This window comes from Streptomyces polyasparticus, assembly GCF_014493765.1.
Lineage (GTDB): Bacteria > Actinomycetota > Actinomycetes > Streptomycetales > Streptomycetaceae > Streptomyces > Streptomyces polyasparticus.
On the sequence record NZ_JACTVJ010000010.1, the window covers coordinates 221,222 to 243,043 of the forward strand.

Here is a 21,822-nt window from a genome sequence, read left to right on the forward strand (position 1 = left end):
CCGGGCAACCGCATACGGGGAGGCCGCGGGCACACACGAAGACCGTGCACCCTCGTCCGCTACGCCGAGGGTGCACGGTCGTTCAGGGGGGCCGCGGTGCGGCTCGGGTCAGCCGACCGGTGCGGGCTGCGGAGCGTTGGCCGGAGCCGGGCTGTTCCCCGCCGGTGCGGTCCGCCTGCGTGCCCCGATCAGGACGAGGGCGAGGCCGGCCAGGGCCCACACGGCGAGTGTGATCGCCGGTCCGGTGGCTGCCGCCCCGTCGAAGAAGGACACGGACCGCAGCAGCGACCCGCCCGCTCCCGGCGGCAGCAACTGGCCGATGACACCGGCCGGCTGGGGCAGCAGCTCGGGCGCCGAGGCGACACCGGAGAACGGGTTGCCGATGAGGACCACGAGCAGGGCGCCGATCCCGATGCCGGCAGGGCCGATCAGCGCTGCGAACCCTGCCACGGCCGCGCTCACCGCGAGAGTCGAGAGCGCGAGCGCACCCGCCTCGGTCCACCAGTCACCGCTCAGCGCGCCCAGCCAGCTGTGGGCGAGCGCCGCCGCGACGATGCCGACCAGCGTGGCGGCGCCGACCAGTGCGACCACGGCGCGTCCGCCGCGCAGGCCCATCACGGTGACCAGGGCGCCGGCCGCCACACCAGCGATCGCGAGCGGCAGCACGCTGGCGTTGAGCACGCCGCCGCGCGGATCTTCGGCAGGGGCCGCGACCACATCGGCGGTGGGCACCTGGGTGCCTTGGGGTGCGCCGGCCGTGGCCGCCTGCTGCAGCAGCTGGGCCACGAGCGGGCTGGCCGCGGTGGCCGTCAGGAGCTTCGGTCCCTGCTCGGTGACGACGATCGCGCCGTATACGGTCCGGTCCTCGATCGCGTCGCGTGCGGCGGCTTCGTCGGCGTAGCGGTGGATTTCGAACGCGCCTTCGCGCTGGGAGAGTTGCTGCTCGACCTGGCTCACGGCAGTGGCGGGTCCGGCGACGCCGAGGGGCAGATCGCGGGGCGCGGTGCGCGAGGCGGGCCAGGCGAAGGCCCACAGGGCAAGCGCCACGATGACGGGCACGAGGACGATCACGGCGATGAGCTTGCGGGGGCTCGTTCCTGCCGGCGGGGTAGCGGAGGACATGGTGTGCTCCTTGTCGGGAGGGGCGCCGCGGTGGCGCCGGATTTAAAGAGAAGGATCGTTCGTTTTGCGTTGGCCTCACTGTCCCGCCGCCCTGTCCTCTTGTCAAGAAGGAATGTTCGTTTTAGTTTGTGACCATGGCCCGCGTATCCCAGGAACACCTCGACGCCCGACGGCGTCAGATCATGGTCGGCGCACGTCGCTGCTTCGCACGCAACGGCTTCCACGCCACGTCCATGCAGGACATCCTCAAGGAGGTCGGCCTCTCCGCCGGCGCCGTCTACCGATACTTCAGCGGCAAGGAAGAGCTCATCGAGGCGATCGCCGAAGAGGCCTTCTCGGTGCTGCATGACGCCTTCGACGAGGCGGCCCGGCAGAGCCCGCCGCCGCTGCCCGACGAGCTCCTCGGCTATGTGCTGCGTCAGTGCTTCGCCGGTACGGGCTTCGACACGGAGCGCGAATTCGGTCAACTCGTGCTGCAGGTCTGGGGCGAGACCACGCGCAACGAGGTCCTGGGGGCCAAGGTGCACGCGGCCGTGACAATGATGCGCGCGGGCTGGACCGAGGTGGTCAAGGAGTACCAGCGGCAGGGCATCATGCCGGACGATGTGGAACCGGAGTACGCGGCCCGCACCCTCATGGGCTGTGCGATGGGCTTCATCGCGCAGCAGGCGCTGTTCGGCGATCTTGAGATCGATCAGCTGCAGCAGGGGCTGCGAGGCGTCATGCGGATGCAGGTTACGGGCGCCAGTTAACGCGGAGGAAAAACTTCGGCATTAGCGTGCAACCTCTTCCGGAGACAGTGAGGTGCACGCGTGCAACTGACCCCGCATGAGCAGGAACGACTGCTCATCCATGTGGCCGCCGACGTGGCGGCCAAGCGCCGCGAACGCGGAGTGAAGCTCAACCACCCGGAGAGCGTCGCCCTGATCACCTCGCATGTCCTGGAGGGTGCGCGGGACGGCAGAACCGTCGCGGAGCTGATGCGTTCCGGGCGCAAGGTCCTCACCCGGGCCGATGTCATGGAAGGCGTCCCCGAGATGCTCCACGACGTCCAGGTCGAGGCGACCTTCCCGGACGGGACCAAGCTGGTCACCGTGCACGAGCCGATCGTCTGACGGGGGAGTCCTGCCCATGATCCCCGGAGAGATCCTGTACGCCGAAGACGCCGTGGCGCTGAACGCCGGCCTCCCCGTCACCCGGCTCACTGTCCTCAACGCCGCCGACCGCCCGGTCCAGGTCGGCTCCCACTACCACTTCGCCGAGGCCAACCCCGGTCTGGAATTCGACCGTGCGGCCGCCCACGGCAAGCGCCTCAACATCGCGGCCGGTACCGCCGTGCGCTTCGAGCCGGGCATTCCGGCCGAGGTGGAACTCGTACCTCTGAAGGGCCTGCGGCTGGTTCCCGGGCTGCGTGGCGAGACCGCGGGAGCGCTCGATGCCTGAACTGACACGTGCCGCCTACGCCGATCTGTTCGGCCCCACGACCGGTGACCGCATCCGTCTCGCGGACACCGATCTGTTCATCGAGATCGAGGAGGACCGCGCGGGCGGACCCGGACGCGCCGGAGAGGAGGCGGTGTTCGGCGGCGGCAAGGTCATCCGTGAGTCGATGGGCCAGTCCTGCGTCACGCGGGCCGAAGGCGCGCCCGACACCGTCATCACCGGCGCGGTGATCCTCGACCACTGGGGCATCGTCAAGGCCGACATCGGCATACGGGACGGCCGGATCACCGGAATCGGCAAGGCGGGCAATCCCGACACGATGGACGGGGTGCACCCGGACCTCGTGATCGGACCCGAGACCGAGATCATCGCGGGCAACGGGCGGATCCTGACCGCCGGCACCGTCGACGCGCATGTCCACTTCATCACGCCGACGCTCTTCGACACGGCGCTCGCCGCCGGCACCACGACCGTCGTCGGCGGCGGCACCGGACCGGCCGAGGGCACCAAGGCAACCACGATCACCCCCAGTTCCTGGCATCTGGAGCGGATGTTCCAGGCGCTCGACAACACGCCCGTCAACGTCGGACTGCTCGGCAAGGGCAACACGATGTCCCGCGACGCGATGTACGCCCAACTGCGGGGCGGCGCGCTCGGGTTCAAGATCCATGAGGACTGGGGCGCCACCCCGGCCGTGATCGACGCCTGTCTGTCCGTATGCGAGGAGACCGGCGCCCAGCTGGCCATCCACACGGACACACTCAACGAGGCCGGGTTCGTGGCCGACACGCTCGCCGCGATCGCGGGCCGGTCCATCCACGCGTACCACACCGAGGGCGCGGGAGGCGGGCACGCGCCCGACATCATCACCGTGGTCTCCGAGCCCAACATCCTGCCGAGCTCGACCAATCCGACCCGGCCGCACACCGTCAACACCGTCGAGGAGCACCTCGACATGCTGATGGTCTGCCACCACCTCAACCCGGGCGTCCCCGAGGACCTCGCCTTCGCCGAATCGCGGATCAGGCCCTCGACCATCGCGGCCGAGGACATCCTGCACGACCTGGGCGCCATCTCGATCATCTCCTCCGACTCGCAGGCGATGGGCCGGATCGGCGAAGTGGTCCTGCGCACCTGGCAGACCGCGCACGTGATGAAGAAGCGCCGCGGCTTCCTGCCCGGCGACGTACGGGCGGACAACCACCGGGCACGTCGCTATGTCGCCAAATACACGATCAACCCGGCCGTGGCCCAGGGCATCGACCACGAGGTCGGTTCCGTGGAGAGCGGCAAGCTCGCGGACCTGGTCCTGTGGGACCCGGCGTTCTTCGGCGTGAAGCCGCAGCTCGTCATCAAGGGCGGGCAGATCGCGTATGCGCAGATGGGGGACTCCAACGCCTCCATCCCCACCCCGCAGCCGGTCCTTCCCCGGCCGATGTTCGGGGCGGTGGGCAAGGCGCCCGGCCAGGGGTCGTTCAACTTCGTGGCGCAGGCCGCGCTGGACGACGGTCTTCCCGAACGCCTGGGCCTGGACAAGCAGTTCACCGCGATCGGCTCCACCCGCGGCATCACCAAGGCCGATATGCGGGAGAACGACGCACGGCCCGACGTCCGTGTCGAACCCGACAGCTTCGCCGTCACCATCGACGGAGCGCTGGTCGAGCCCGATCCGGCCACCGAACTGCCCATGACGCAGCGGTACTTCCTGTTCTGACCGCTGTCGCCGTTCCCGCACGAGGAGTACGTCCATGAGCAGAGCCGCATTGCTCGTCCTGGCCGACGGCCGCTTCCCCGCGGGCGGGCACGCCCACTCCGGGGGAGCCGAGGAGGCGGTCAAGGCAGGCCGGATCACGGACGCGGCCACGCTCGAGGAGTTCTGCCGGGGCCGGCTGCACACCGCGGGCCTGGTCGCGGCAGGCCTCGCCGCCGCGGCCGCGCTCGGCATCGACCCGCTCGTCCTCGACGACGCGGCCGATGCCCGTACACCGTCGGCCGCCCTGCGCACCGCGGGACGCAAGCTCGGCCGGCAGCTCCTTCGGGCCGCGCGCGCCACCTGGCCCTCGCCCGAACTCTCGGCGCTCGCCGCCGCCCGCCCCCGCGGCGCCCACCAGCCGGTGGTGCTCGGCCTCACCGCGCGGGCGGCGGGACTCGGGCCGGAGGACGCCGCCTACTGCGCCGTGTACGAAAGCGTCGGCGGCCCTTCCACCGCGACCGTACGGCTGCTCAGCCTCGATCCGTTCCAGGCGACCGCGGTGCTCGCGCGGCTCGCACCCGCGATGGACGAGACCGTGACAGCGGCGGTGACGGCCGCCCGCCGGGCGCTCGACGACGGCGTGGACGCCCTGCCCCGCGCGTCCGCGCCGCTCCTGGAGATCGGCGCCGAAGCCCATGCCGCCTGGCCGGTACGGCTCTTCGCCTCGTAATCGTCAACTCTCCGATCCCGCAGAGGAATCCACCCATGCACCTCGACCATGCGACCACCTTCCCCGAACGCCACACCCACAGCGCCGAGCCGCTGCGCGCCGACGGCACCCGCCGTGCGCTGCGGATAGGGCTCGGCGGCCCCGTCGGCTCCGGCAAGACCGCCACCGTCGCGGCCCTGTGCCGCGCCCTGCGCGACACGGTCTCGCTGGCCGTGGTCACCAACGACATCTACACCCGTGAGGACGCCGACTTCCTGCTCCGCGAGTCCGTGCTTCCGCCCGAGCGGATCACCGCCGTGGAGACCGGCGCCTGCCCGCACACCGCGATCCGCGACGACATCTCCGCCAACCTCGAAGCCGTCGAGGACCTGGAGGACGCGATCGGACCGCTGCAGCTGATCCTGGTCGAGTCCGGCGGCGACAACCTCACCGCCACCTTCTCCAAGGGTCTCGTCGACGCCCAGATCTTCGTGATCGACGTCGCGGGCGGCGACGACATCCCGCGCAAGGGCGGCCCCGGCGTCACCACCGCCGACCTGCTTGTGGTCAACAAGACGGACCTGGCCCCGCACGTGGGCTCCGACCTGCAGCGCATGGCGCGCGACGCCAAGGAGCAGCGGCACGAACTGCCGGTCGTCTTCCAGTCGTTGCGCTCGGAGCGCGGCGTGACCGACGTGGCCGACTGGGTGCGGGCGCGGCTCGCCGCCTGGAACGCGGCATGACCGCGGAGCTTCTCGCCGTCGCACCACGGGCCGCTGTCACGATCGCGGGCATCGAGGCGACCGCCCGGATCGAGGCCCGTCCCGGCCCGGGCGGCGCCACGGTCCTGCCCGTCCTCGAAGGCGAAGGCCCGCTGGCCGTACGCCGGATCCGCGGCCTGTACGGCGAAGGCCGCGTCGCCCTGGTCGGCGCCATGAGCGCACCGCTCGGCGGCGACCGGCTCGCCGTACGCGCCGATGTGGCGGACGGTGCCCGGCTGCACGTCGCCGCCACCGCGGCCACGATCGCCCTGCCCGGCCAGAGCGGCCAACCGGCGCATTACGACGTGCGGTTGACCGTCGGCCGCGGCGCCACTCTGCACTGGCTGCCCGAGCAGCTCATCAGCGCGAACGGCAGCGATCTGCGGGTGACGACCCGGGCGGAGGTCGCCGAGGACGCCGTCCTCGTGCTGCGCGAGGAACAGGTGCTCGGACGCAGCGGTGAAGCACCCGGCCGGCTCACCAGCCGCCTGACGGTCACGTGCGCAGGCCGCCCGCTGCTCGACCAGGAACTGTCCTGCGGCCCGGGCGCCCCGGCCGGCTGGGACGGCCCCGCCGTGCTCGCCGGACTGCGCGCGCTCGGCCAACTCCTCGTCGTACGACCGGAATTCACCGAGTCTCCGGTGCGGCCGCGCATGCTGGGCGACCGTGCTTCGCTCACCCCGCTTGCGGGACCGGCCGCGCTCGTCACCGCCGTGGCAGCGGATGCGCTGGCGGTGCGGCGGATCCTGGACGAGGCCCTGGAGTTGCTGCTGGGCGAGGCCGCGGACGGCCGCTAGGCGAGGAAGCCGGATCGCGGGGGACAGGCCGACCGTGGCTACTCCGCGATCGGTGGGGGAGAGGCCGAAGGTGGCTACTGAGCGGTCGGCGGGGAAGAGGCCGAAGGTGGCTACTGAGCGGTCGGCGGGGAAGAGGCCGAAGGTGCCTGCTCCGCGATCGGCGCCGTCCGCGGCTCAGCGATCGCCACATAGTCCGCGGTCCGCAGCGCCAGGGAGCGGTCGAGCCGCGCCGCGTTGAAGAACAGCTCCTCGTGCTCCAACAGCGCCGGATCGACGACGAGTTGCAGCTCCGGATCGAACGAGAACGGCAGGAAGGTCCCGCTGACGCTGCCCGCGAGCCGCTCGGCCACCTCGGTGGTCGCGAAGCCCGCGTAGACACCGCCGAGCAGCGCCTTCACCGCGCCCAGGTCCACGCGCCGGTCACCCGGCACCACGGCGAGCACATACGCCTTGGTCTTCTTGGTCAGCTTCACCATCACGACGATGCACTTGGCCGCCTGCTGCAGCGTATTGCCGCGCAGCGCGCTCACCGCCTCCGTGGCGCCCTCGGGCTCGTGCTCGATGACGCGGTACTGCGCACCGCGCTCGTCGAGCAGTCCGATCAGCTTGGTGTACTGCTCATGCTCCGCCACGTGCCCGCCCTGAGTCCGTTCCGCCGAGAAGCATTCACCCTAACTCAGCGGTCCGGGCGCCCGATTGCGCGGCCTGCGCCTAACTCAGCGGCATCCGCGGGGACTTCTTCCCCTTCTTCTCGGCCTTGGCCGCCTCCTGCTCCTCGGCCTTCACCACCGCCGCGTAGCGGTCGACGTACTCCTGACCGGACAGTTCGAGGATGGAGTACATGATCTCGTCGGTCACCGCGCGCAGGGCGGCCTTCTCGTTGTCCATCCCCGCATAGCGGGAGAAGTCCAGGGGCTTGCCGAAGCGGATGGTGATGGGCCGCAGGCTGGGAATCTTCTGGCCGGGAGGCTGCGCCTCGAACGTGCCGATCATCGCGCACGGCACCACCGGCACACCCGCCTTGAGTGCCATCGCGGCCACGCCGACCTTGCCCTTGTAGAGCCGCCCGTCGTGCGAGCGCGTGCCCTCGGGGTAGATCCCGAGCAACTCTCCCTTGCGCAGGACGCCGAGCCCTTCGCGGATCGCGTTCTGCCCGGCCTCCTTGCCCGACCGGTCGACGGGGATCTGCCCCGCGCTGCGGAAGAAGAAGGCCGTCAGGCGTCCCTTGAGGCCGGGGCCGGTGAAGTACTCGGCCTTGGCGAGGAACGTGATCCGCCGCTTCAGGATCGCGGGCATCAGGAAATGGTCGGAGAATGAGAGGTGGTTGCCGGCGACGATGGCCGCGCCGGTGTCCGGCACGTGCTCAAGGCCCTCGATTCGCGGCCGGAACATCAGCCGGAGCAGCGGGCCGAGGAGCACGTACTTCAAGACGTAATAGAACATGGCGGCTGCTCCCCGTTTCGGTTGTCGTGGCGCTGTACCTGCTGGTGCGGTGGCCCCGAGCCGACACAGTGTAGATCCCGCCGCTGCAGTGCGTAAGCGTCCTCGGCGCGGGTACGCGGGATCGGTCGCCGATGGCAACCCAGGGGTCCACCGGGACACCTGAGGAAAGGAGCGGACGATGCCCGCCGGATCGAGCAAGAAGCGTGAGCGCCAGTACGAGCACATCAAGGAGAGCGCCAAGCAGCGCGGCGAATCCGAGTCCCGGGCCGAGGAGATCGCCGCTCGTACGGTGAACAAGGAGCGTGCCCGCTCGGGCGAGGCGAAGACCTCGAGCAAGGTGTCCACGCGCGACCCCAAGTCGTCCTCGCAGCGCGGTGGCGAGCGCTCCCACAAGGGTGCGCAGGGCCCCACCAAGGAACAGCTCTACGAGGAGGCCAAGCGCAAGAACGTCGAGGGCCGCTCGTCGATGAACAAGGAACAACTGCGCAAGGCAGTCGGCAAGTAGGGCACGCAGGGTCGGACGGCGAGCATCGGCGTCGGCCACCGGTCCTCGTCCGGAGGACCTCACGGCGCGGCCGCTTGGCCCGCGGCCGCCGGTCGGGTGCGCTGACGGGGAAGATCCCCATGCCTTCCCCGTACCGGAGGTCCGATGCGTCTCCACGCCGCCGCCCTCGTCACGCTGGCCGCAGCCCTGGCCACGGCCGTGCCCGCGCACGCCGACGACCCGGAGCCGCCGCCGCGCCCCGGTGTCTTCCTCACGGTCTCCGGCTCCGACAACACCTGGATCCGAGGCCTGAAGCTGATGTGCTCGCACGAGGCGTCCGGTCACCACCCGCACGCCGCGGAGGCCTGCGCGGCGATCGACGCGGTGGACGGCGATCTGGACCGGCTGCCGGGCAAGGCGCCGTTGTGTACGAAGGAGTACGACCCGGTCACCGTGACGGCCGCCGGCACCCACCGCGGCCAGGACATCTCCTGGCACCGCACCTTCGCCAACGACTGCCTGCGGCACGCGGCCACGGACCCGGTCTTCGACTTCTGACGGACACGACTGCGGGGAGGGGCCCAACGACCCCTCCCCGCAGCGGAACGACGCGCTCAGACCCCCACGTACTCCGCGAGGTGCTCACCCGTCAGCGTCGACTTCTTCTCGACCAGCTCCGCGGGCGTGCCCTCGAAGACGATCTTTCCGCCGTCGTGTCCCGCGCCCGGACCGAGGTCGATGATCCAGTCGGCGTGCGCCATCACGGCCTGGTGATGCTCGATCACGATGACCGACTTGCCGGAATCCACGAGCCGGTCGAGCAGCCCGAGTAGCTGCTCCACATCCGCCAGGTGCAGACCGGTGGTCGGCTCGTCGAGCACGTACACGCCGCCCTTGTCGCCCATGTGCGTGGCGAGCTTCAGACGCTGGCGCTCACCGCCCGACAGGGTGGTCAGCGGCTGCCCCAGGGTGATGTAGCCGAGGCCGACGTCCTGGAGCCGCTGCACGATCTTCAGCGCGGCCGGGATCTTCGCCTCGCCCGTGGCGAAGTACTTCTCCGCCTCCGAGACGGGCATCGCGAGGACCTCGCTGATGTCCTTGCCCTCGAGCTTGTACTCCAGGACCGAGGCCTGGAACCGCTTGCCCTCGCAGTCCTCACAGGTGGTCGAGACACCCGCCATCATCGCGAGATCGGTGTAGATCACGCCCGCGCCGTTGCACGTCGGGCAGGCACCTTCGGAGTTGGCGCTGAACAGGGCGGGCTTTACCCCGTTGGCCTTGGCGAAGGCCTTGCGCACCGGCTCCAACAGGCTGGTGTACGTGGCCGGGTTGCTGCGCCGCGAACCGCGGATCGCGCTCTGGTCCACCGAGACGACGCCCTCGCTCGCCGGGATCGAGCTGTGGATCAGCGAGCTCTTGCCGGACCCGGCCACACCGGTGACCACGGTCAGCACACCCAGCGGAATGTCGACATCGACGTCCTGCAGATTGTTGGCACCAGCACCGCGGATCGACAGCTTGCCGGTCGGCTTGCGGACCGTGTCCTTCACCGCGGCCCGGTCGTCGAGGTGGCGCCCGGTGACGGTGTCGCTGGCGCGCAGCCCCTCGATATCGCCCTCGAAGCAGACCGTGCCACCGCCTGTACCGGCGCCGGGGCCGAGGTCCACGACATGGTCGGCGATCGCGATCGCCTCCGGCTTGTGCTCCACCACGAGCACCGTGTTGCCCTTGTCGCGCAGCCGCAGGAGCAGGTTGTTCATCCGCTGGATGTCATGCGGGTGCAGACCGATGGTCGGCTCGTCGAAGACGTACGTGACATCGGTGAGCGAGGACCCGAGGTGCCGGATCATCTTCACGCGCTGCGCCTCGCCGCCGGACAGCGTGCCCGCAGGCCGGTTCAGCGACAGATACCCCAGGCCGATCTCCACGAACGAGTCGAGCGCCTGCTGGAGTGCGGCGAGCAGCGGAGCGATCGACGGCTCCTTCAACTTCCGCACCCACTCCGCGAGATCGCGGATCTCCATGTCGCAGGCGTCCGCGATGGAGATCCCCTTGATCTTCGAGGAGCGCGCGCCCGCGGTGAGCCGGGTGCCGTCGCACTCCGGGCAGACCTGGAAGGTGACCGCACGGTCCACGAAGGCCCGGATGTGCGGCTGCATCGACTCGCGGTCCTTCGACAGGAAGGACTTCTGGATCTTCGGGATCAGACCCTCGTACGTCAGATTGACGCCGTTGATCTTCACCTTGGTCGGCTCGTGGTACAGGAAGTCGTGCCGCTCCTTCTTCGTGTACCGGCGGATCGGCTTGTCCGGGTCGAAGAAACCGGAGTCGCGGATGACCCGCACGACCCACCCGTCCCCGGTGTACGTGGGGATGGTGAAGGGGTCCTCGTTCAGCGACTTGCTGTCGTCGTAGAGCTGCGCCAGATCGATGTCGGAGACATTGCCCCGGCCCTCGCAGTTGACGCACATGCCGCCGGTGCGGTTGAAGGAGACCTTCTCCGTCTTGGTCTTCTCCGCTCCGCGCTCGACCGTGAAACCGCCGCTCGCGGAGACCGAGGCGACATTGAACGAGAACGCTCCGGGCGGGCCGAAGTACGGCTTGCCGAGCCGGCTGAACAGGATGCGCAGCATGGCGCTGGCGTCCGTGGCCGTGCCCACGGTGGAGCGCGGGTCGGAGCCCATCCGCTGCTGGTCGACGCTGATGACGGTGGTCAGACCGTCGAGCACATCGACCTCGGGCCGCGCCATCGTGGGCATGAACCCCTGCACGAACGCGCTGTACGTCTCGTTGATCAGCCGCTGCGACTCCGCGGCGATCGTGTCGAAGACCAGCGAGGACTTCCCGGAGCCCGAGACACCCGTGAAGACGGTGAGACGCCGCTTGGGAATCTCGATGCTGACGTCCTTGAGGTTGTTCTCACGCGCACCGTGCACCCGGATCATGTCGTGGGTGTCGGCGGCGTGCACCGCGGGCGACTGCGTCTTCTTCCGCGTGGCCATGTCTGTGTGTTTCTCCATCTTCCGGACGGGCAGGTCAGTCCTGCAGAAGGCCGAGCACATTCCCGTCGAGGTCGGTCACCGCGGCAACGATACGTCCGCCGCCGACTTCGTGCGGCTCTTCCGTGACCTGCGCTCCGGCCGCGGTCAGCTCGGCGAGCTTGGCGGAGAGGTCGGCTACCTGCCAGTACGCGACGGGCGAGGTCATCTTCTGCGGGCCGCCGCCCGGGACCAGACCGATGTGCTGGTCCCCGGTCTCGTATCCGACGTAGTACGGCTCGTCGACCACCGGCGCGACGCCGAGCAGCGCGGTGTACACGTCCTTGGCCTTGGCCAGGTCGGCGACGGGGTGCAGCACGGTCTTGATGCCCTGGGTCTGGGTGCTGGTCATGGTGCCTCCTGAGGTGGTGGGATCTCGTGTTTCCACGCTAGCCACGGCCCACCGCAAGAGGCTTCTCCAAACCTGACCACCTGCAAAGGCGCAGGTCAGGCGTTACGTGACACCACCATCGCCAGCGTGAGCAGTCCCAGGACGACCCAGCCGAACCACAGCCACCCGTTGCTGCCGAGTGCCACCGTGTAGGCGGTCACCATGACCAGACCACCTACGGTGATCACTCCCATTGCCTTCGTGGTTCCGGGCATCGCGACACCCACCTCACGCCAGGCCGGACCGACGCCCGGGCTCCTTCGCTGAGGCCATCGTCCCTCGTCGGGGGCGGTTTCCGCCAGCATTCGGTGAAGATCGGCGGCCGCTCCGCGCCAGGGTCTCCGGCAGTTGGTGAAGCCCCGCAGACGGGGGACGCTGCGGGGCTTCACCGGGTTCAACGGGCGGCGCGGGGACGGAGTTCCCGCGCGCTGAGGGATTTTCTGCGACAGGTGGGACGCTGTGCTGCGACAGATGCGACGCCGTCCTACGACTGCTGGCTGCGGGCGTTGAGCGACGCCAGATACGCGTTGTACGCCTCAAGCTCCTTGTCCCCGTCACGGTCGGCGGCACGGTCCTTGCGCTTGGCCTCGCGGTCCTCCGACTTGCGCCACTGGAACATCAGCGCCACGAGCACCACCACCGAGGGGATCTCGCTGAACGCCCAGGCGATGCCGCCGCCCGCCTCCTGATCGGCCAGTGGATCGATGCCCAGCGAGGCCGGCGGGTGCATATACGTGCCGATCATCGGCTCGGTCGCCATCATCAGCGCGATCCCGAAGAACGCGTGGAACGGCATGCCCGCGAACAACTCCAGCATCCGCATCACATAGCCGGGCCGGTGCGGCCCCGGGTCCACGCCCATGATCGGCCAGAAGAACACCAGGCCCACGGCGAGGAAGTGCACCATCATCGCGATGTGGCCGGGCTTGGACTCCATCAGGAAGTCGAACAGCGGCGTGAAGTACAGCGCGTACAGGCTCGCGATGAACATCGGGATGGTGAACGCGGGATGCGTGATCACCTTCATGTAGCGGCTGTGCAGCAGCATCAGGAGCAGCTCGCGCGGCCCCTTGCGCCCGCGCGTGCCCGACACCGGCAGCGCGCGCAGCGCCAGCGTGATCGGGGCGCCGAGCAGCAGCAGGATCGGCGTCAGCATGCTGATCACCATGTGCTGCACCATGTGCACGCTGAACATGACCATGCCGTAGTCGTTCAGCTTGGTGCACATCACCAGCGCGACCGAAAGGACGCCGATCACGAAGGAGACCGTACGGCCGACGGGCCACGAGTCCCCGCGCCGTACCAGACGCACCACGCCGTACCCGTACAGGAGAAGCGCGAGCAGGCAGCCGATGGCGAAGAACGCGTCGAACGACGGCTGCAGACCTCTTCCCAGCGTGAACGGCGGCAGGTCCGTCATCGAGCCGTGTCCGCTGTGATCCATCCACTCGCTCCTGATTCGTGCCCGTTGTCCGCACCAGAGTAGAACCGCCCCCGGCCGCGTCTGCGGCCGGGGGCGGTCACTCCTGCGAACAGGCGGGTGTCAGAGCACGCACTCCGCCTCGGCGTAACGCTCCTCGGGCACCGTCTTGAGCGTCTCGACGGCCTGCGCGAGCGGCGCCATGATGATGTCGGTGCCCTGCAGGGCGGTCATCATCCCGAACTCGCCGCGGTGCACGGCCTCCACGGCATGCCAGCCGAAGCGGGTGGCGAGGACGCGGTCGTACGCGGTGGGGGTGCCGCCGCGCTGCACATGGCCGAGGATCACCGGGCGGGCCTCCTTGCCGAGGCGGTGCTCCAGCTCGATGGAGAGCTGGCGGGCGATCCCGGCGAACCGCTCATGGCCGTAGATGTCCTTGCCGCCCTCGTCGTACTCCATCGTGCCCGCACGCGGCTTGGCGCCCTCGGCGGCGACCACGATCGCAAACTTCTTGCCGGCCTCGAAACGGGCGCCGACGCGCGCCGTCAACTCCTCGATGTCGAAGGGCCGCTCGGGCACCACGATGGCGTGCGCACCGGCCGCCATACCGGAGTTGAGCGCGATCCAGCCGGTGTGCCGGCCCATGACCTCGACGATCAGGACGCGCTGGTGGGACTCGGCGGTGGTCTTGAGACGGTCGAGCGCCTCGGTCGCGACGCCCACCGCGGTGTCGAATCCGAAGGTGACATCGGTGACCGCGATGTCGTTGTCGATGGTCTTCGGCACGCCCACGATGGGCAGTCCGTTGTCGGACAGCAGACGGGCCGCCTTGAGCGTGCCTTCGCCGCCGATCGGGATGATGGCGTCCAGGCCGAGATCGGCCAGGTGGCCCTTGGCCCGCTCGACGCCGTCCCGCAGATGCTCGGGACGGACGCGGGAGGAGCCGAGGATGGTGCCGCCGCGGGCGAGAATGCCGCTGACCGCGTCCAGATCGAGCTTGCGGTAGTCGCACTCGAGGAGGCCCTTCCACCCATCGTGGAAGCCGATGACCTCATCGCCATGGTCGACGACGGCGCGGTGCACGACCGAGCGGATCACCGCGTTCAGGCCGGGGCAGTCGCCGCCGGAGGTGAGGACACCAATACGCATGGCCCAAGAACCTTTGCAACGTGGACGGATGACCGGACCACGCTGTCCGGACGACAAGACCCCGTCACCCTACTAGTGGGAAGTGACGGGGCCGAATCGGGTCCGCAGAGCGGACCTTGGAGTTCCCTACGAATCAACTCGCTGTCAGGCGGGCTGCGTCGCGGCCGCGATGCGCTCGGCGCGCAGCGCCTCGTACCAGCGGTCGTCGGTCGGCGGCAGCGCGTTCACGTCGAGCGCCAGCTTGAGCAGCAGATCCGCGATCTGCGGGTTGCGGGCGAGCACCGGTCCGTGCATGTACGTCCCGAAAACGGTGTCGTTGTACGCGCCTTCGGTGCCGTCGCCGGTGCCGTTGCCCTTGCCGAGCCGCACGTGCGCGAAAGGCTTCGCGGACGGGCCGAGGTGCGTGATGCCCTGGTGGTTCTCGAACCCGGTCAGCTGGGGGAGTCCGAGCGGTGCGTCGATGTCGGCGAGCACGTCGCCGACGCAGCGCTCGCCCTCGCCACGGGTGGAGATCACATCGAGCAGACCGAGGCCGGGCTCGCGCTGGCCGAGGTCGTTGATGAACTCGTGGCCGAGGATCTGGTAGCCGGCGCAGACCGAGAAGATGATCGCGCCGTTGGACGCGGCCCGGTGCAGATTGCCGTCGCGGCGCAGCCGTTCGGCGGCCAGTCGCTGCGGCCGGTCCTCGCCGCCGCCGATCAGGTAGATGTCGCCGGAGGTGGGCACCGGCTGGTCGCTGCGTACGTCGTAGCGCTCGACGTTGAGACCGCGCTGACGGGCGCGGCGCTCGACGACGAGGGCGTTGCCCTGGTCTCCGTAGGTGCTCAGGAGGTCCGGGTAGACCCACACCAGGCGCAGGCTGTTGTCGCTCATGTTCGTCAGTCCTTAAGCGGTCAGTTGCCGACGCGGCGGCGTACGTCCTGGAAGGCGGTGTAGTTGGCGATCAGCTCGATCCGTCCGGGCGGCGCCATCTGCACGGCCTCGTCGACGGTCTCGCAGACACGGAAGTCGAGGCCCGCGACCTCGAGGCGCACCGCGAGGTCGAGCCGGCGGTCACCGATCACGAAGATCGGGTGGCCGGCCAGGCGCGTGTAGTCGACGTCCCACAGCCAGGAGGTGTCGGTGCCGTCGGCGCCGCGCGCGTTCACCGAGAGGATCACCGGGGTCGGCGGCGGGTCGATCAGCGAGAACGTCTCGAGCCAGCCGGCCGGGTTCTTCGCGAGCAGCAGCCGTACGTCACGGCCGAGGAAGTTCACCACGTCGTAGCGGCCCGCGACCGCCTGGACCTGATACATCCGCTCCAGGGCGACCTGCGGCGGCACACCGAACACGGCGGCGACGGCGGCGGAGCTCGCGGCGTTGGCCTTGTTGGCACGGCCCGGCAGCTGGAGGTGGATCGGCCAGGCGGAACCATGCGGGTCGAGCACATAGTCACCGGACAGCGCCCAGCTCGGCTGCGGACGGCGGAAGCCGCACTCGCCGCAGAACCAGTCGTCGCCCGGCCGCTGCATCACACCACCGCAGGAGGGGCACGACCAGGCGTCGTCCTTCCACTCCTGGCCGGCCGCGACCCACACGACGTTCGGCGAGGAGGAGGCGGCCCATACGACCAGCGGGTCGTCGGCGTTGGCGACGACCACGGCCTTCGAACCGGACAGGCCCTCGCGCCACTTCTCGGCCAGCATCCGGGTCTCGGCGGCGCGGTCGAGCTGGTCGCGCGACAGGTTGAGCAACGCGATGGCCTTCGGCGAGACATCACGGGCGACACCCGCGAGGTACTTCTCGTCGACCTCGATCACGCCGAACTTCGCGTCCGAACCGCCGGCCAGGGCGGAGGTGATGCCCGCGGGCATGTTCGCGCCGAGCGCGTTGGACACCACCGGACCGGCGGCGCCGAGCGCCTCCGCGATCAGGCGCGTCGTGGTGGTCTTGCCGTTGGTCGCCGAGACGAGCACCACATCGAGGTGCGTGGCGAGCCGGCTCAGGAGGTCGGGGTCGAGCTTGAGAGCCACCCGGCCGCCGATCACCGATCCGCTGCCACGGCCCGCGGCACGCGAGACCGCCGCGGCCGCCTTGCCTGCCGTCACGGCGAGCTTCGACCGGGGCGACAGCGGCTCCGCGCTGCCTGGGTGTCCTGCCATCGTCCTGCTCCTCCTACGCATCCGGCGCCGCGCCTGCCCTCGGCACTGGTCCGGGCCAGCCTACCGAGATCCATCTGCGGCCCTGCACGGCGCCACCACCAGGAACGCGGCGCGCCGCCCGTCTTCCCCGAAACGTACGCTTACGGGATGCGACATGGTTCCATCCCGGGCAGCTCGGGACGCGTACGGCCGATGACTCTGCTCGGCGATCCGGTTCTGCACACACCCTGCACAGACGTCACCGAGTTCGGGCCCGAGCTCGACCGGCTGATCGAGGACATGTTCGCGACGATGTACGCGGCGCCGGGTGTGGGTCTCGCGGCCAACCAGGTCGGTGTCGGCCTGCGGGTGTTCGTCTTCGACTGCCCGGACGACGAGGACAACCGCCACCTCGGCCATGTCGTCAACCCGAAGCTCATCGAGACCGGGGGCGTCACGGTCCGCGGATCGGAGGGTTGCCTGTCGCTGCCGGGCCTGGAAGCGGGCACACCCCGTTTTGACTACGCGGTGGTGGAGGGCGTCGACCGGCACGGGGAAGCGGTCCGTATCCAGGGCACGGGCTTCTTCGCCCGCTGTCTCCAGCACGAGTGCGACCACCTGGACGGCATGGTCTACCCCCAACGCCTCGACCGCTTCCGCCGCGGCCGCGTCCTGCGCCAGGCACGACGGGCGTCGTGGTCCTGAACCGGTAGCGGGCAGTCGTGCCGCAGGGCGGCACGGGTGGGCGCGGCACACCGACGGCTATGCCGCCGCAGCTTGAGCCCCCACCCATGGAGTCGTACGGACTAGAAGCCGGGCCCGCCCACGCGGTCCCCCGCAGCAGCCAGCCGCCCCCACAGCAAATCCGCAAGCGACTGCACCAACTGCGCCCGCGAACAAGGCCGTTCCCCCAGCCACCAGTCCCCGGCGGCATGCATCATCCCGACGATCCCATGCCCCCACACGCGCGCAAGGAGCGCACTCTCGGGCCCGAGATCCACCCGCTCCTCGATCACCTTCGCGAGCTCCTCACCGAGCCGCCGCAGCAGCGGAGCCGAGTGCAGCCCCACGTCGAATCCGGCCTCGCCCCCCGACGTGCCTTCGGCGGGGTGCATGAGGAAGCGGTACACCTGCGGGTTCGCCTCGATCGCGGCGAGATACGTGTCGAGCGTGGCCTCGACGCGTTCGCGCCGCTCGGCCGGGGCGTCGAGCGCCGCACGCAGCGCATCGAGCAGCGCATCGGTATGCCGTACGGCGAGAGCCTTGTACAGTCCGCCCTTGTCGCCGAAGTGCCGGTAGAGAATCGGCTTGGTGATGCCCGCCTCGGCGGCGATGGCGTTCATGGAGGCACCGGGACCATCGCGCAGCACGACGCGATCGGCTGCCTCGAGCAGCTCCCGGCGGCGTCGGTCGGCCGACCGCTCTTGATCGGTCCGCCCAGTGGTCTCCATAGTTACTCCCCGCCCGTGCAGATTCGGTAACGCACGCGCAACGTAACACTCCGGGGTACCCCGGCATCGAACTGGCTGCCGGGAGTTGACATCACTTACTCGCGAGTAACAGACTCTCGTTACCGCAAGTAACAACGTTCTGGGCAGTGCAGCCTGGGCAGTGCAGCGCTGGAGGGGTCATGGCCGAGTTCACCATGGAGCTGAACGACGAGCAGAAGGAGGTCAGGGACTGGCTCCACGGGTTCGCCGCCGACGTGATCCGCCCCGCGGCCGCCGAGTGGGACGAGCGCGAGGAAACCCCCTGGCCCGTCATCCAGGAAGCCGCCAAGCTCGGCATCTACTCGCTCGACTTCTACGCCCAGCAGTTCTTCGACCCGACCGGGCTCGGCATCCCGATGACGATGGAGGAGCTCTTCTGGGGCGACGCCGGCATCGCGCTTTCGATCGTCGGCACGGGCCTCGCCGCGGTCGGCGTGCTCGCCAACGGCACCGAGGAGCAGATCGGCACCTGGGTCCCGCAGATGTACGGCGACGCCAACGACGTGAAGGTCGCCGCGTTCTGCTCCTCCGAGCCCGACGCGGGCTCCGACGTGGCTGCCATGCGCACCCGTGCCGTCTACGACGAGGCCAAGGACGAGTGGGTCCTCAACGGCACCAAGACCTGGGCGACCAACGGCGGTATCGCGAGCGTCCACGTCGTCGTCGCGGTCGTCGACCCCGAGCTCGGCTCGAAGGGGCACGCCTCCTTCATCGTCCCGCCGAACACCCCCGGCCTCTCCCAGGGCCAGAAGTTCAAGAAGCACGGCATCCGCGCCTCGCACACCGCCGAGGTCGTCCTGGAGAACGTCCGCGTCCCCGGCCACTGCCTGCTCGGCGGCAAGGAGAAGCTCGACGAGCGCCTCGCCCGTGCCCGTGAGCGCGCCAAGAGCGGCGGCGAGCGCGTGAAGAACGCGGCCATGGCCACCTTCGAGGCCTCCCGCCCGGCCGTCGGCGCCATGGCGGTCGGTACGGCCCGCGCCGCGTACGAGGAGGCCCTCGAATACGCCAAGACCCGCTCGCAGTTCGGCCGCCCGATCATCGACAACCAGGGCGTCGCGTTCCAGCTCGCGGACATGCGTACGCAGATCGACGCCGCCCGCCTTCTCGTATGGCGCGCGTCCTGGATGGCGACCACCGGCAAGAAGTTCGAGAACGCCGAGGGCTCGATGTCCAAGCTCTACGCGAGCGAGACGGCCAAGAAGGTCACGGGCCAGGCCATCCAGATCCTCGGCGGCAACGGCTTCACACGCGAGTACCCGGTGGAGCGGATGCACCGCGATGCCGCGATCTACACCATCTTCGAAGGCACGAGCGAGATCCAGCGCCTGGTGATCGCCCGCACGCTGTCGGGGATGCCGATCCGCTAGGCCGCAGAGGCGTCGCCCCGACGCCTAGTCAGACAATCTTCCCGTATGGGCGGATGTTGCACGTGAAACATTGACGCGGGACCCCCTGGCCGAGTGGGGTCCCGCCGTCGATAGGGTCCTGCCCCATGACTGAACCGGGCTTCCTGGCCACGACCAGAGACTCGTACGACACCATCTCGGCCGACTACGCGGAATGGGCGGCGGACGAGCTCGCCGTCAAGCCGGTGGAGCGTTCCGTGCTGGCCTGCTTCGCCGAACTCGCCGCCGGTCAGGGCCCGATGGCGGACGTCGGGTGCGGCACCGGCCGGGTCACCGCGCACCTCGCGGGGCTCGGTGCCGACGTCTTCGGGATCGACCTGTCCCCGGGCATGCTGGCCGCCGCACGCAAGCGGCACCCCGAACTGCGCTTCGTCGAGGGCTCGATGACCGCGCTCGACCTTCCGGACGAGTCCCTCGGCTCGGCGCTCGCCTGGTACTCCGTCATCCACGTCCCCGACGGCCAACTGCCGGACGTGTTCGCCGAGTTCCATCGCGTACTGAAGCCGGGTGGTCACTTCCTTCTCGGCTTCCAGATCGGCGAGGAGCCCCTGCAGCTCACCGAGGCGCTCGGGCACACCTTCGACCTCACGTTCCACCGCCGCACGCCGGATGCGGTGGCCGAGCGGCTGCGCGACGCCGGGTTCGAGGAGCGGATGCGGCTGGTCAAACAGCGGGAACTCGACGGCCCGTTCCCGGAGAAGACTCCGCAGGGATTCCTCATCTTCCGTAAGCCCGCCGCGAGTTAGGTGCCAGGGTCAGGCCTGGAAGTCGAGCCCGCGCGCCCGTAGCTCCTCGCCGAGGATTCTGACCGCCTTCGGACCGACGCCGTGCAGGGCGAGGAGCTCCGCGGCCGAATGCCGGGCCACGTCCTCCAGGCCGGTGATGCCCGCACCGAGCAGTGCCCGCGTCGCCGGCTTGCCGATGGTCGCGGGAAGGTCTCCGACCGGACCTTCCGCGGCGATCTGCGCGTCGGCGAGTGCGGCGGCGAGGCGCTTCGGGGCGCGGTGCGCCCAGGAGGCGTATACGAGGGCGTTGAGATCCTTGCCGTTGATGTCCTTCAACGGGACGCGGAAGCCGATCGGCTTCCCCAAGCGCTCGAGGCGCTCCCCGCTGGGATGCGCGGCAAGGGCCTCATCGACGGCCGCGTCCGGGAGCTGCACCTGCACATCCCCTTCCTTGGTGACGGAGGCGAAGCCCTTCCCGCGTACGGCGAAGGACACCATCCCGAAATGCGTACCCTCCTCCACTTCGGGAAGCCCGAGAGCGGCCTTACGGAGCTGGGCGACAGTGGTCATCGGATACCTCCGGCGAGGAACCTCTCGGCTTCGGGTCTCATGAGGAAATGATCGACGGTCTTCGCTGTGATGGGCAACGCTGCGTCGATGGTGGTGGGCAGCTTTGGCCACCCGAGCGCGTCCGGCGCGAGATGCGGTGCCCCAGACCCGTGGGTAGCGTCCGTCGGGATCGGTCGGAGTCGGTGAAGGGGCCCCATCATGAGCATGCGGTGGGAGCACAAAGTGCTGAAGTACAAGCTCGGCATGAAGGCGTTCGACTACGAGCAGATCGAGCGGGATCTCAACGAGCTGGGGCGTGAGGGCTGGGAGGCCGTCAGCACCATGGCGCCGAGCTGGGGCGCGGGGCAGGCCATCGAGATCGCCGTGTTCGTCAAGAGGCCTGCTGCCCGAGTGCGGAGTGCTGCCGGGGCGGGCCGGCTGTCGCGGCCAGGATGTGGGGGACCGCGTCGCGCAGGCGCGGGAAGTGGCGGTGCACACCGTCGACGGCGACGTCTGTGTTGACGCCCCACACCGTCATCCCGGCCGCGAGACCGGACCGTACCCCTGACGGGGCGTCCTCGATCACCAGGCACTCCTCCGGTGCGGCGCCGAGCAGCTCGGCGGCCCGGAGATACGGGACGGGGGAGGGCTTGCCCTCGTCGACGGCGGCCGCGTCGACGAGGACGTCCGGCAGGGGCAGTCCGGTGCGCTGGAAGCGGCCGCGCACCCGGTGCTCGTAGTTCGAGGTCACCAGGGCCCAGGAACCGGCGGGCAGCGCACGCAGCAGCTCGCCCGCCCCGTCGAACGCGCCGTAATCCCCGGAGCGGACGTCCTCGTCCTCCAGCTCGTGCAGCAAGGCCAGACATTCCTGCGCATCGCGCCCCGGCGCGACCTCGGCGAACGTTTCCACCGGCCGCGTCCGCAGCGCGACCCGGTAGACCTCGTCCCCGTCGAGCCCGTAGCGCTGAGCCCAACCGGCCCACACCTGGCGCTGGTTGCTCACGGCGTCGATCAGGGTGCCGTCGACGTCGAAGAGTACGTGGGTGAAGCGGCCCCGCCCCGGTTCTTGGATCATGCCTGGA

General features: G+C 69.7%; 25 protein-coding genes and 1 pseudogene. 13 read left to right on the plus strand and 13 right to left on the minus strand.

Annotated elements, in window-relative coordinates:
• Positions 1-108 precede the first annotated feature (108 nt).
• A complete protein-coding gene (locus tag H9Y04_RS20490) occupies positions 109-1,122 on the minus strand; it encodes an ABC transporter permease (protein ID WP_187815385.1) in 1,014 nt (337 codons plus the stop codon).
• 134 nt (positions 1,123-1,256) lie between these two features.
• Between H9Y04_RS20490 and H9Y04_RS20495 the strand changes: the two genes are divergently transcribed.
• From H9Y04_RS20495 to H9Y04_RS20525, 7 genes are read left to right on the plus strand one after another with little or no spacing between them, the layout of a single operon-like run.
• A complete protein-coding gene (locus tag H9Y04_RS20495; RefSeq protein WP_187815386.1) occupies positions 1,257-1,874 on the plus strand; it encodes a TetR/AcrR family transcriptional regulator in 618 nt (205 codons plus the stop codon).
• 60 nt (positions 1,875-1,934) lie between these two features.
• The gene (locus H9Y04_RS20500) at positions 1,935-2,237 is read left to right on the plus strand and encodes an urease subunit gamma (protein WP_187815387.1); all 303 of its coding nucleotides are present in this window, start codon (positions 1,935-1,937) and stop codon (positions 2,235-2,237) included.
• Positions 2,238-2,253: 16 nt separating this feature from the next.
• Positions 2,254-2,565: an urease subunit beta gene (locus H9Y04_RS20505; protein WP_187815388.1), complete on the plus strand. Its 312-nt coding sequence runs from the start codon at positions 2,254-2,256 to the stop codon at positions 2,563-2,565.
• The gene (locus H9Y04_RS20510) at positions 2,558-4,279 is read left to right on the plus strand and encodes an urease subunit alpha (RefSeq protein WP_187815389.1); all 1,722 of its coding nucleotides are present in this window, start codon (positions 2,558-2,560) and stop codon (positions 4,277-4,279) included. Before H9Y04_RS20505 ends, H9Y04_RS20510 begins: the two co-directional genes overlap by 8 nt.
• Positions 4,280-4,313: 34 nt before the next feature.
• Positions 4,314-4,988, plus strand: coding sequence for an urease accessory protein UreF (locus tag H9Y04_RS20515; protein WP_187815390.1), 675 nt, complete (start codon positions 4,314-4,316; stop codon positions 4,986-4,988).
• A gap of 35 nt (positions 4,989-5,023) precedes the next feature.
• Complete coding sequence (gene ureG / locus H9Y04_RS20520; RefSeq protein ID WP_187815391.1) at positions 5,024-5,710, plus strand: urease accessory protein UreG; 687 nt, start codon at positions 5,024-5,026, stop codon at positions 5,708-5,710.
• Positions 5,707-6,525, plus strand: a complete 819-nt coding sequence (locus H9Y04_RS20525; protein WP_187815392.1) for an urease accessory protein UreD — start codon at positions 5,707-5,709, stop codon at positions 6,523-6,525. Before ureG ends, H9Y04_RS20525 begins: the two co-directional genes overlap by 4 nt.
• 110 nt (positions 6,526-6,635) lie before the next feature.
• On the opposite strand, the gene H9Y04_RS20530 is transcribed toward H9Y04_RS20525, so the two are convergent.
• Together H9Y04_RS20530 and H9Y04_RS20535 are read right to left on the minus strand one after the other, a co-directional pair.
• Complete coding sequence (locus H9Y04_RS20530) at positions 6,636-7,157, minus strand: YbaK/EbsC family protein (RefSeq protein WP_187815393.1); 522 nt, start codon at positions 7,155-7,157, stop codon at positions 6,636-6,638.
• Between the two features lie 79 nt (positions 7,158-7,236).
• Positions 7,237-7,968, minus strand: coding sequence for a lysophospholipid acyltransferase family protein (locus H9Y04_RS20535; RefSeq protein WP_187815394.1), 732 nt, complete (start codon positions 7,966-7,968; stop codon positions 7,237-7,239).
• Between the two features lie 178 nt (positions 7,969-8,146).
• Here H9Y04_RS20535 and H9Y04_RS20540 point away from each other — a divergent pair, with 178 nt between their 5' ends.
• Together H9Y04_RS20540 and H9Y04_RS20545 are read left to right on the plus strand one after the other, a co-directional pair.
• Positions 8,147-8,473: a plasmid stabilization protein gene (locus H9Y04_RS20540; protein WP_187815395.1), complete on the plus strand. Its 327-nt coding sequence runs from the start codon at positions 8,147-8,149 to the stop codon at positions 8,471-8,473.
• Positions 8,474-8,617: 144 nt separating this feature from the next.
• On the plus strand, positions 8,618-9,010 hold the full coding sequence (locus H9Y04_RS20545; protein WP_187815396.1) for an SSI family serine proteinase inhibitor: 393 nt from the start codon (positions 8,618-8,620) through the stop codon (positions 9,008-9,010).
• Between the two features lie 56 nt (positions 9,011-9,066).
• Here H9Y04_RS20545 and H9Y04_RS20550 read toward each other — a convergent pair whose 3' ends face one another.
• The 7 genes from H9Y04_RS20550 to H9Y04_RS20580 form a co-directional block, all read right to left on the minus strand.
• Positions 9,067-11,454, minus strand: a complete 2,388-nt coding sequence (locus H9Y04_RS20550) for an ATP-binding cassette domain-containing protein (RefSeq protein WP_187815397.1) — start codon at positions 11,452-11,454, stop codon at positions 9,067-9,069.
• Between the two features lie 34 nt (positions 11,455-11,488).
• Positions 11,489-11,842 carry a VOC family protein gene (locus H9Y04_RS20555; RefSeq protein WP_187815398.1) on the minus strand — a complete coding sequence of 118 codons (354 nt, stop codon included), beginning with the start codon at positions 11,840-11,842 and terminating at the stop codon, positions 11,489-11,491.
• A gap of 95 nt (positions 11,843-11,937) precedes the next feature.
• Positions 11,938-12,096, minus strand: coding sequence for a hypothetical protein (locus H9Y04_RS20560; protein WP_187815399.1), 159 nt, complete (start codon positions 12,094-12,096; stop codon positions 11,938-11,940).
• A 269-nt stretch (positions 12,097-12,365) separates the two neighbouring features.
• Complete coding sequence (locus tag H9Y04_RS20565) at positions 12,366-13,325, minus strand: cytochrome c oxidase assembly protein (RefSeq protein ID WP_187815400.1); 960 nt, start codon at positions 13,323-13,325, stop codon at positions 12,366-12,368.
• Positions 13,326-13,424: 99 nt separating this feature from the next.
• Positions 13,425-14,450, minus strand: coding sequence for a 6-phosphofructokinase (locus tag H9Y04_RS20570; RefSeq protein ID WP_187815401.1), 1,026 nt, complete (start codon positions 14,448-14,450; stop codon positions 13,425-13,427).
• 144 nt (positions 14,451-14,594) lie between these two features.
• The gene (locus tag H9Y04_RS20575) at positions 14,595-15,323 is read right to left on the minus strand and encodes a type 1 glutamine amidotransferase (protein ID WP_187815402.1); all 729 of its coding nucleotides are present in this window, start codon (positions 15,321-15,323) and stop codon (positions 14,595-14,597) included.
• A gap of 20 nt (positions 15,324-15,343) precedes the next feature.
• Positions 15,344-16,591: a Mur ligase family protein gene (locus tag H9Y04_RS20580; RefSeq protein ID WP_187815403.1), complete on the minus strand. Its 1,248-nt coding sequence runs from the start codon at positions 16,589-16,591 to the stop codon at positions 15,344-15,346.
• A 147-nt stretch (positions 16,592-16,738) separates the two neighbouring features.
• Between H9Y04_RS20580 and def the strand changes: the two genes are divergently transcribed.
• On the plus strand, positions 16,739-17,275 hold the full coding sequence (gene def, locus H9Y04_RS20585) for a peptide deformylase (RefSeq protein WP_187815404.1): 537 nt from the start codon (positions 16,739-16,741) through the stop codon (positions 17,273-17,275).
• Between the two features lie 101 nt (positions 17,276-17,376).
• Here def and H9Y04_RS20590 read toward each other — a convergent pair whose 3' ends face one another.
• A complete protein-coding gene (locus tag H9Y04_RS20590; protein ID WP_187815405.1) occupies positions 17,377-18,021 on the minus strand; it encodes a TetR/AcrR family transcriptional regulator in 645 nt (214 codons plus the stop codon).
• Positions 18,022-18,200: 179 nt separating this feature from the next.
• Here H9Y04_RS20590 and H9Y04_RS20595 point away from each other — a divergent pair, with 179 nt between their 5' ends.
• Entirely contained in the window at positions 18,201-19,427 is a 1,227-nt protein-coding gene (locus tag H9Y04_RS20595) for an acyl-CoA dehydrogenase family protein (RefSeq protein ID WP_187815406.1), read from the plus strand.
• Between the two features lie 125 nt (positions 19,428-19,552).
• Positions 19,553-20,212, plus strand: a complete 660-nt coding sequence (locus tag H9Y04_RS20600; RefSeq protein ID WP_187815407.1) for a class I SAM-dependent methyltransferase — start codon at positions 19,553-19,555, stop codon at positions 20,210-20,212.
• Positions 20,213-20,221: 9 nt separating this feature from the next.
• Here H9Y04_RS20600 and H9Y04_RS20605 read toward each other — a convergent pair whose 3' ends face one another.
• Positions 20,222-20,761, minus strand: coding sequence for a hypothetical protein (locus H9Y04_RS20605; RefSeq protein WP_187815408.1), 540 nt, complete (start codon positions 20,759-20,761; stop codon positions 20,222-20,224).
• 243 nt (positions 20,762-21,004) lie between these two features.
• Here H9Y04_RS20605 and H9Y04_RS46865 point away from each other — a divergent pair.
• Positions 21,005-21,082 (plus strand): annotated as a pseudogene (locus tag H9Y04_RS46865) (DUF4177 domain-containing protein); the annotation flags it as partial.
• 49 nt (positions 21,083-21,131) lie between these two features.
• Here the strand turns inward: H9Y04_RS46865 and H9Y04_RS20610 are convergent.
• Positions 21,132-21,815, minus strand: coding sequence for an HAD family hydrolase (locus H9Y04_RS20610; RefSeq protein ID WP_187815409.1), 684 nt, complete (start codon positions 21,813-21,815; stop codon positions 21,132-21,134).
• Positions 21,816-21,822: the final 7 nt, after the last annotated feature.

Excerpts from the sequence above, each read along its gene's own strand:
- H9Y04_RS20600 (WP_187815407.1), top strand. The coding sequence starts at position 19,553 with ATGACTGAACCGGGCTTCCTGGCCACGACCAGAGACTCGTACGACACC.
- H9Y04_RS20515 (WP_187815390.1), top strand. The coding sequence starts at position 4,314 with ATGAGCAGAGCCGCATTGCTCGTCCTGGCCGACGGCCGCTTCCCCGCG.
- H9Y04_RS20510 (WP_187815389.1), top strand. The coding sequence starts at position 2,558 with ATGCCTGAACTGACACGTGCCGCCTACGCCGATCTGTTCGGCCCCACG.
- ureG (WP_187815391.1), top strand. The coding sequence starts at position 5,024 with ATGCACCTCGACCATGCGACCACCTTCCCCGAACGCCACACCCACAGC.
- H9Y04_RS20490 (WP_187815385.1), bottom strand. The coding sequence starts at position 1,122 with ATGTCCTCCGCTACCCCGCCGGCAGGAACGAGCCCCCGCAAGCTCATC.
- H9Y04_RS20560 (WP_187815399.1), bottom strand. The coding sequence starts at position 12,096 with ATGCCCGGAACCACGAAGGCAATGGGAGTGATCACCGTAGGTGGTCTG.
- H9Y04_RS20545 (WP_187815396.1), top strand. The coding sequence starts at position 8,618 with ATGCGTCTCCACGCCGCCGCCCTCGTCACGCTGGCCGCAGCCCTGGCC.
- H9Y04_RS20580 (WP_187815403.1), bottom strand. The coding sequence starts at position 16,591 with ATGGCAGGACACCCAGGCAGCGCGGAGCCGCTGTCGCCCCGGTCGAAG.
- H9Y04_RS20525 (WP_187815392.1), top strand. The coding sequence starts at position 5,707 with ATGACCGCGGAGCTTCTCGCCGTCGCACCACGGGCCGCTGTCACGATC.
- def (WP_187815404.1), top strand. The coding sequence starts at position 16,739 with ATGCGACATGGTTCCATCCCGGGCAGCTCGGGACGCGTACGGCCGATG.
- H9Y04_RS20605 (WP_187815408.1), bottom strand. The coding sequence starts at position 20,761 with ATGACCACTGTCGCCCAGCTCCGTAAGGCCGCTCTCGGGCTTCCCGAA.
- H9Y04_RS20590 (WP_187815405.1), bottom strand. The coding sequence starts at position 18,021 with ATGGAGACCACTGGGCGGACCGATCAAGAGCGGTCGGCCGACCGACGC.
- H9Y04_RS20535 (WP_187815394.1), bottom strand. The coding sequence starts at position 7,968 with ATGTTCTATTACGTCTTGAAGTACGTGCTCCTCGGCCCGCTGCTCCGG.
- H9Y04_RS20595 (WP_187815406.1), top strand. The coding sequence starts at position 18,201 with ATGGCCGAGTTCACCATGGAGCTGAACGACGAGCAGAAGGAGGTCAGG.
- H9Y04_RS20505 (WP_187815388.1), top strand. The coding sequence starts at position 2,254 with ATGATCCCCGGAGAGATCCTGTACGCCGAAGACGCCGTGGCGCTGAAC.
- H9Y04_RS20495 (WP_187815386.1), top strand. The coding sequence starts at position 1,257 with ATGGCCCGCGTATCCCAGGAACACCTCGACGCCCGACGGCGTCAGATC.
- H9Y04_RS20555 (WP_187815398.1), bottom strand. The coding sequence starts at position 11,842 with ATGACCAGCACCCAGACCCAGGGCATCAAGACCGTGCTGCACCCCGTC.
- H9Y04_RS20565 (WP_187815400.1), bottom strand. The coding sequence starts at position 13,325 with ATGGATCACAGCGGACACGGCTCGATGACGGACCTGCCGCCGTTCACG.
- H9Y04_RS20550 (WP_187815397.1), bottom strand. The coding sequence starts at position 11,454 with ATGGCCACGCGGAAGAAGACGCAGTCGCCCGCGGTGCACGCCGCCGAC.
- H9Y04_RS20610 (WP_187815409.1), bottom strand. The coding sequence starts at position 21,815 with ATGATCCAAGAACCGGGGCGGGGCCGCTTCACCCACGTACTCTTCGAC.
- H9Y04_RS20540 (WP_187815395.1), top strand. The coding sequence starts at position 8,147 with ATGCCCGCCGGATCGAGCAAGAAGCGTGAGCGCCAGTACGAGCACATC.
- H9Y04_RS20570 (WP_187815401.1), bottom strand. The coding sequence starts at position 14,450 with ATGCGTATTGGTGTCCTCACCTCCGGCGGCGACTGCCCCGGCCTGAAC.
- H9Y04_RS20575 (WP_187815402.1), bottom strand. The coding sequence starts at position 15,323 with ATGAGCGACAACAGCCTGCGCCTGGTGTGGGTCTACCCGGACCTCCTG.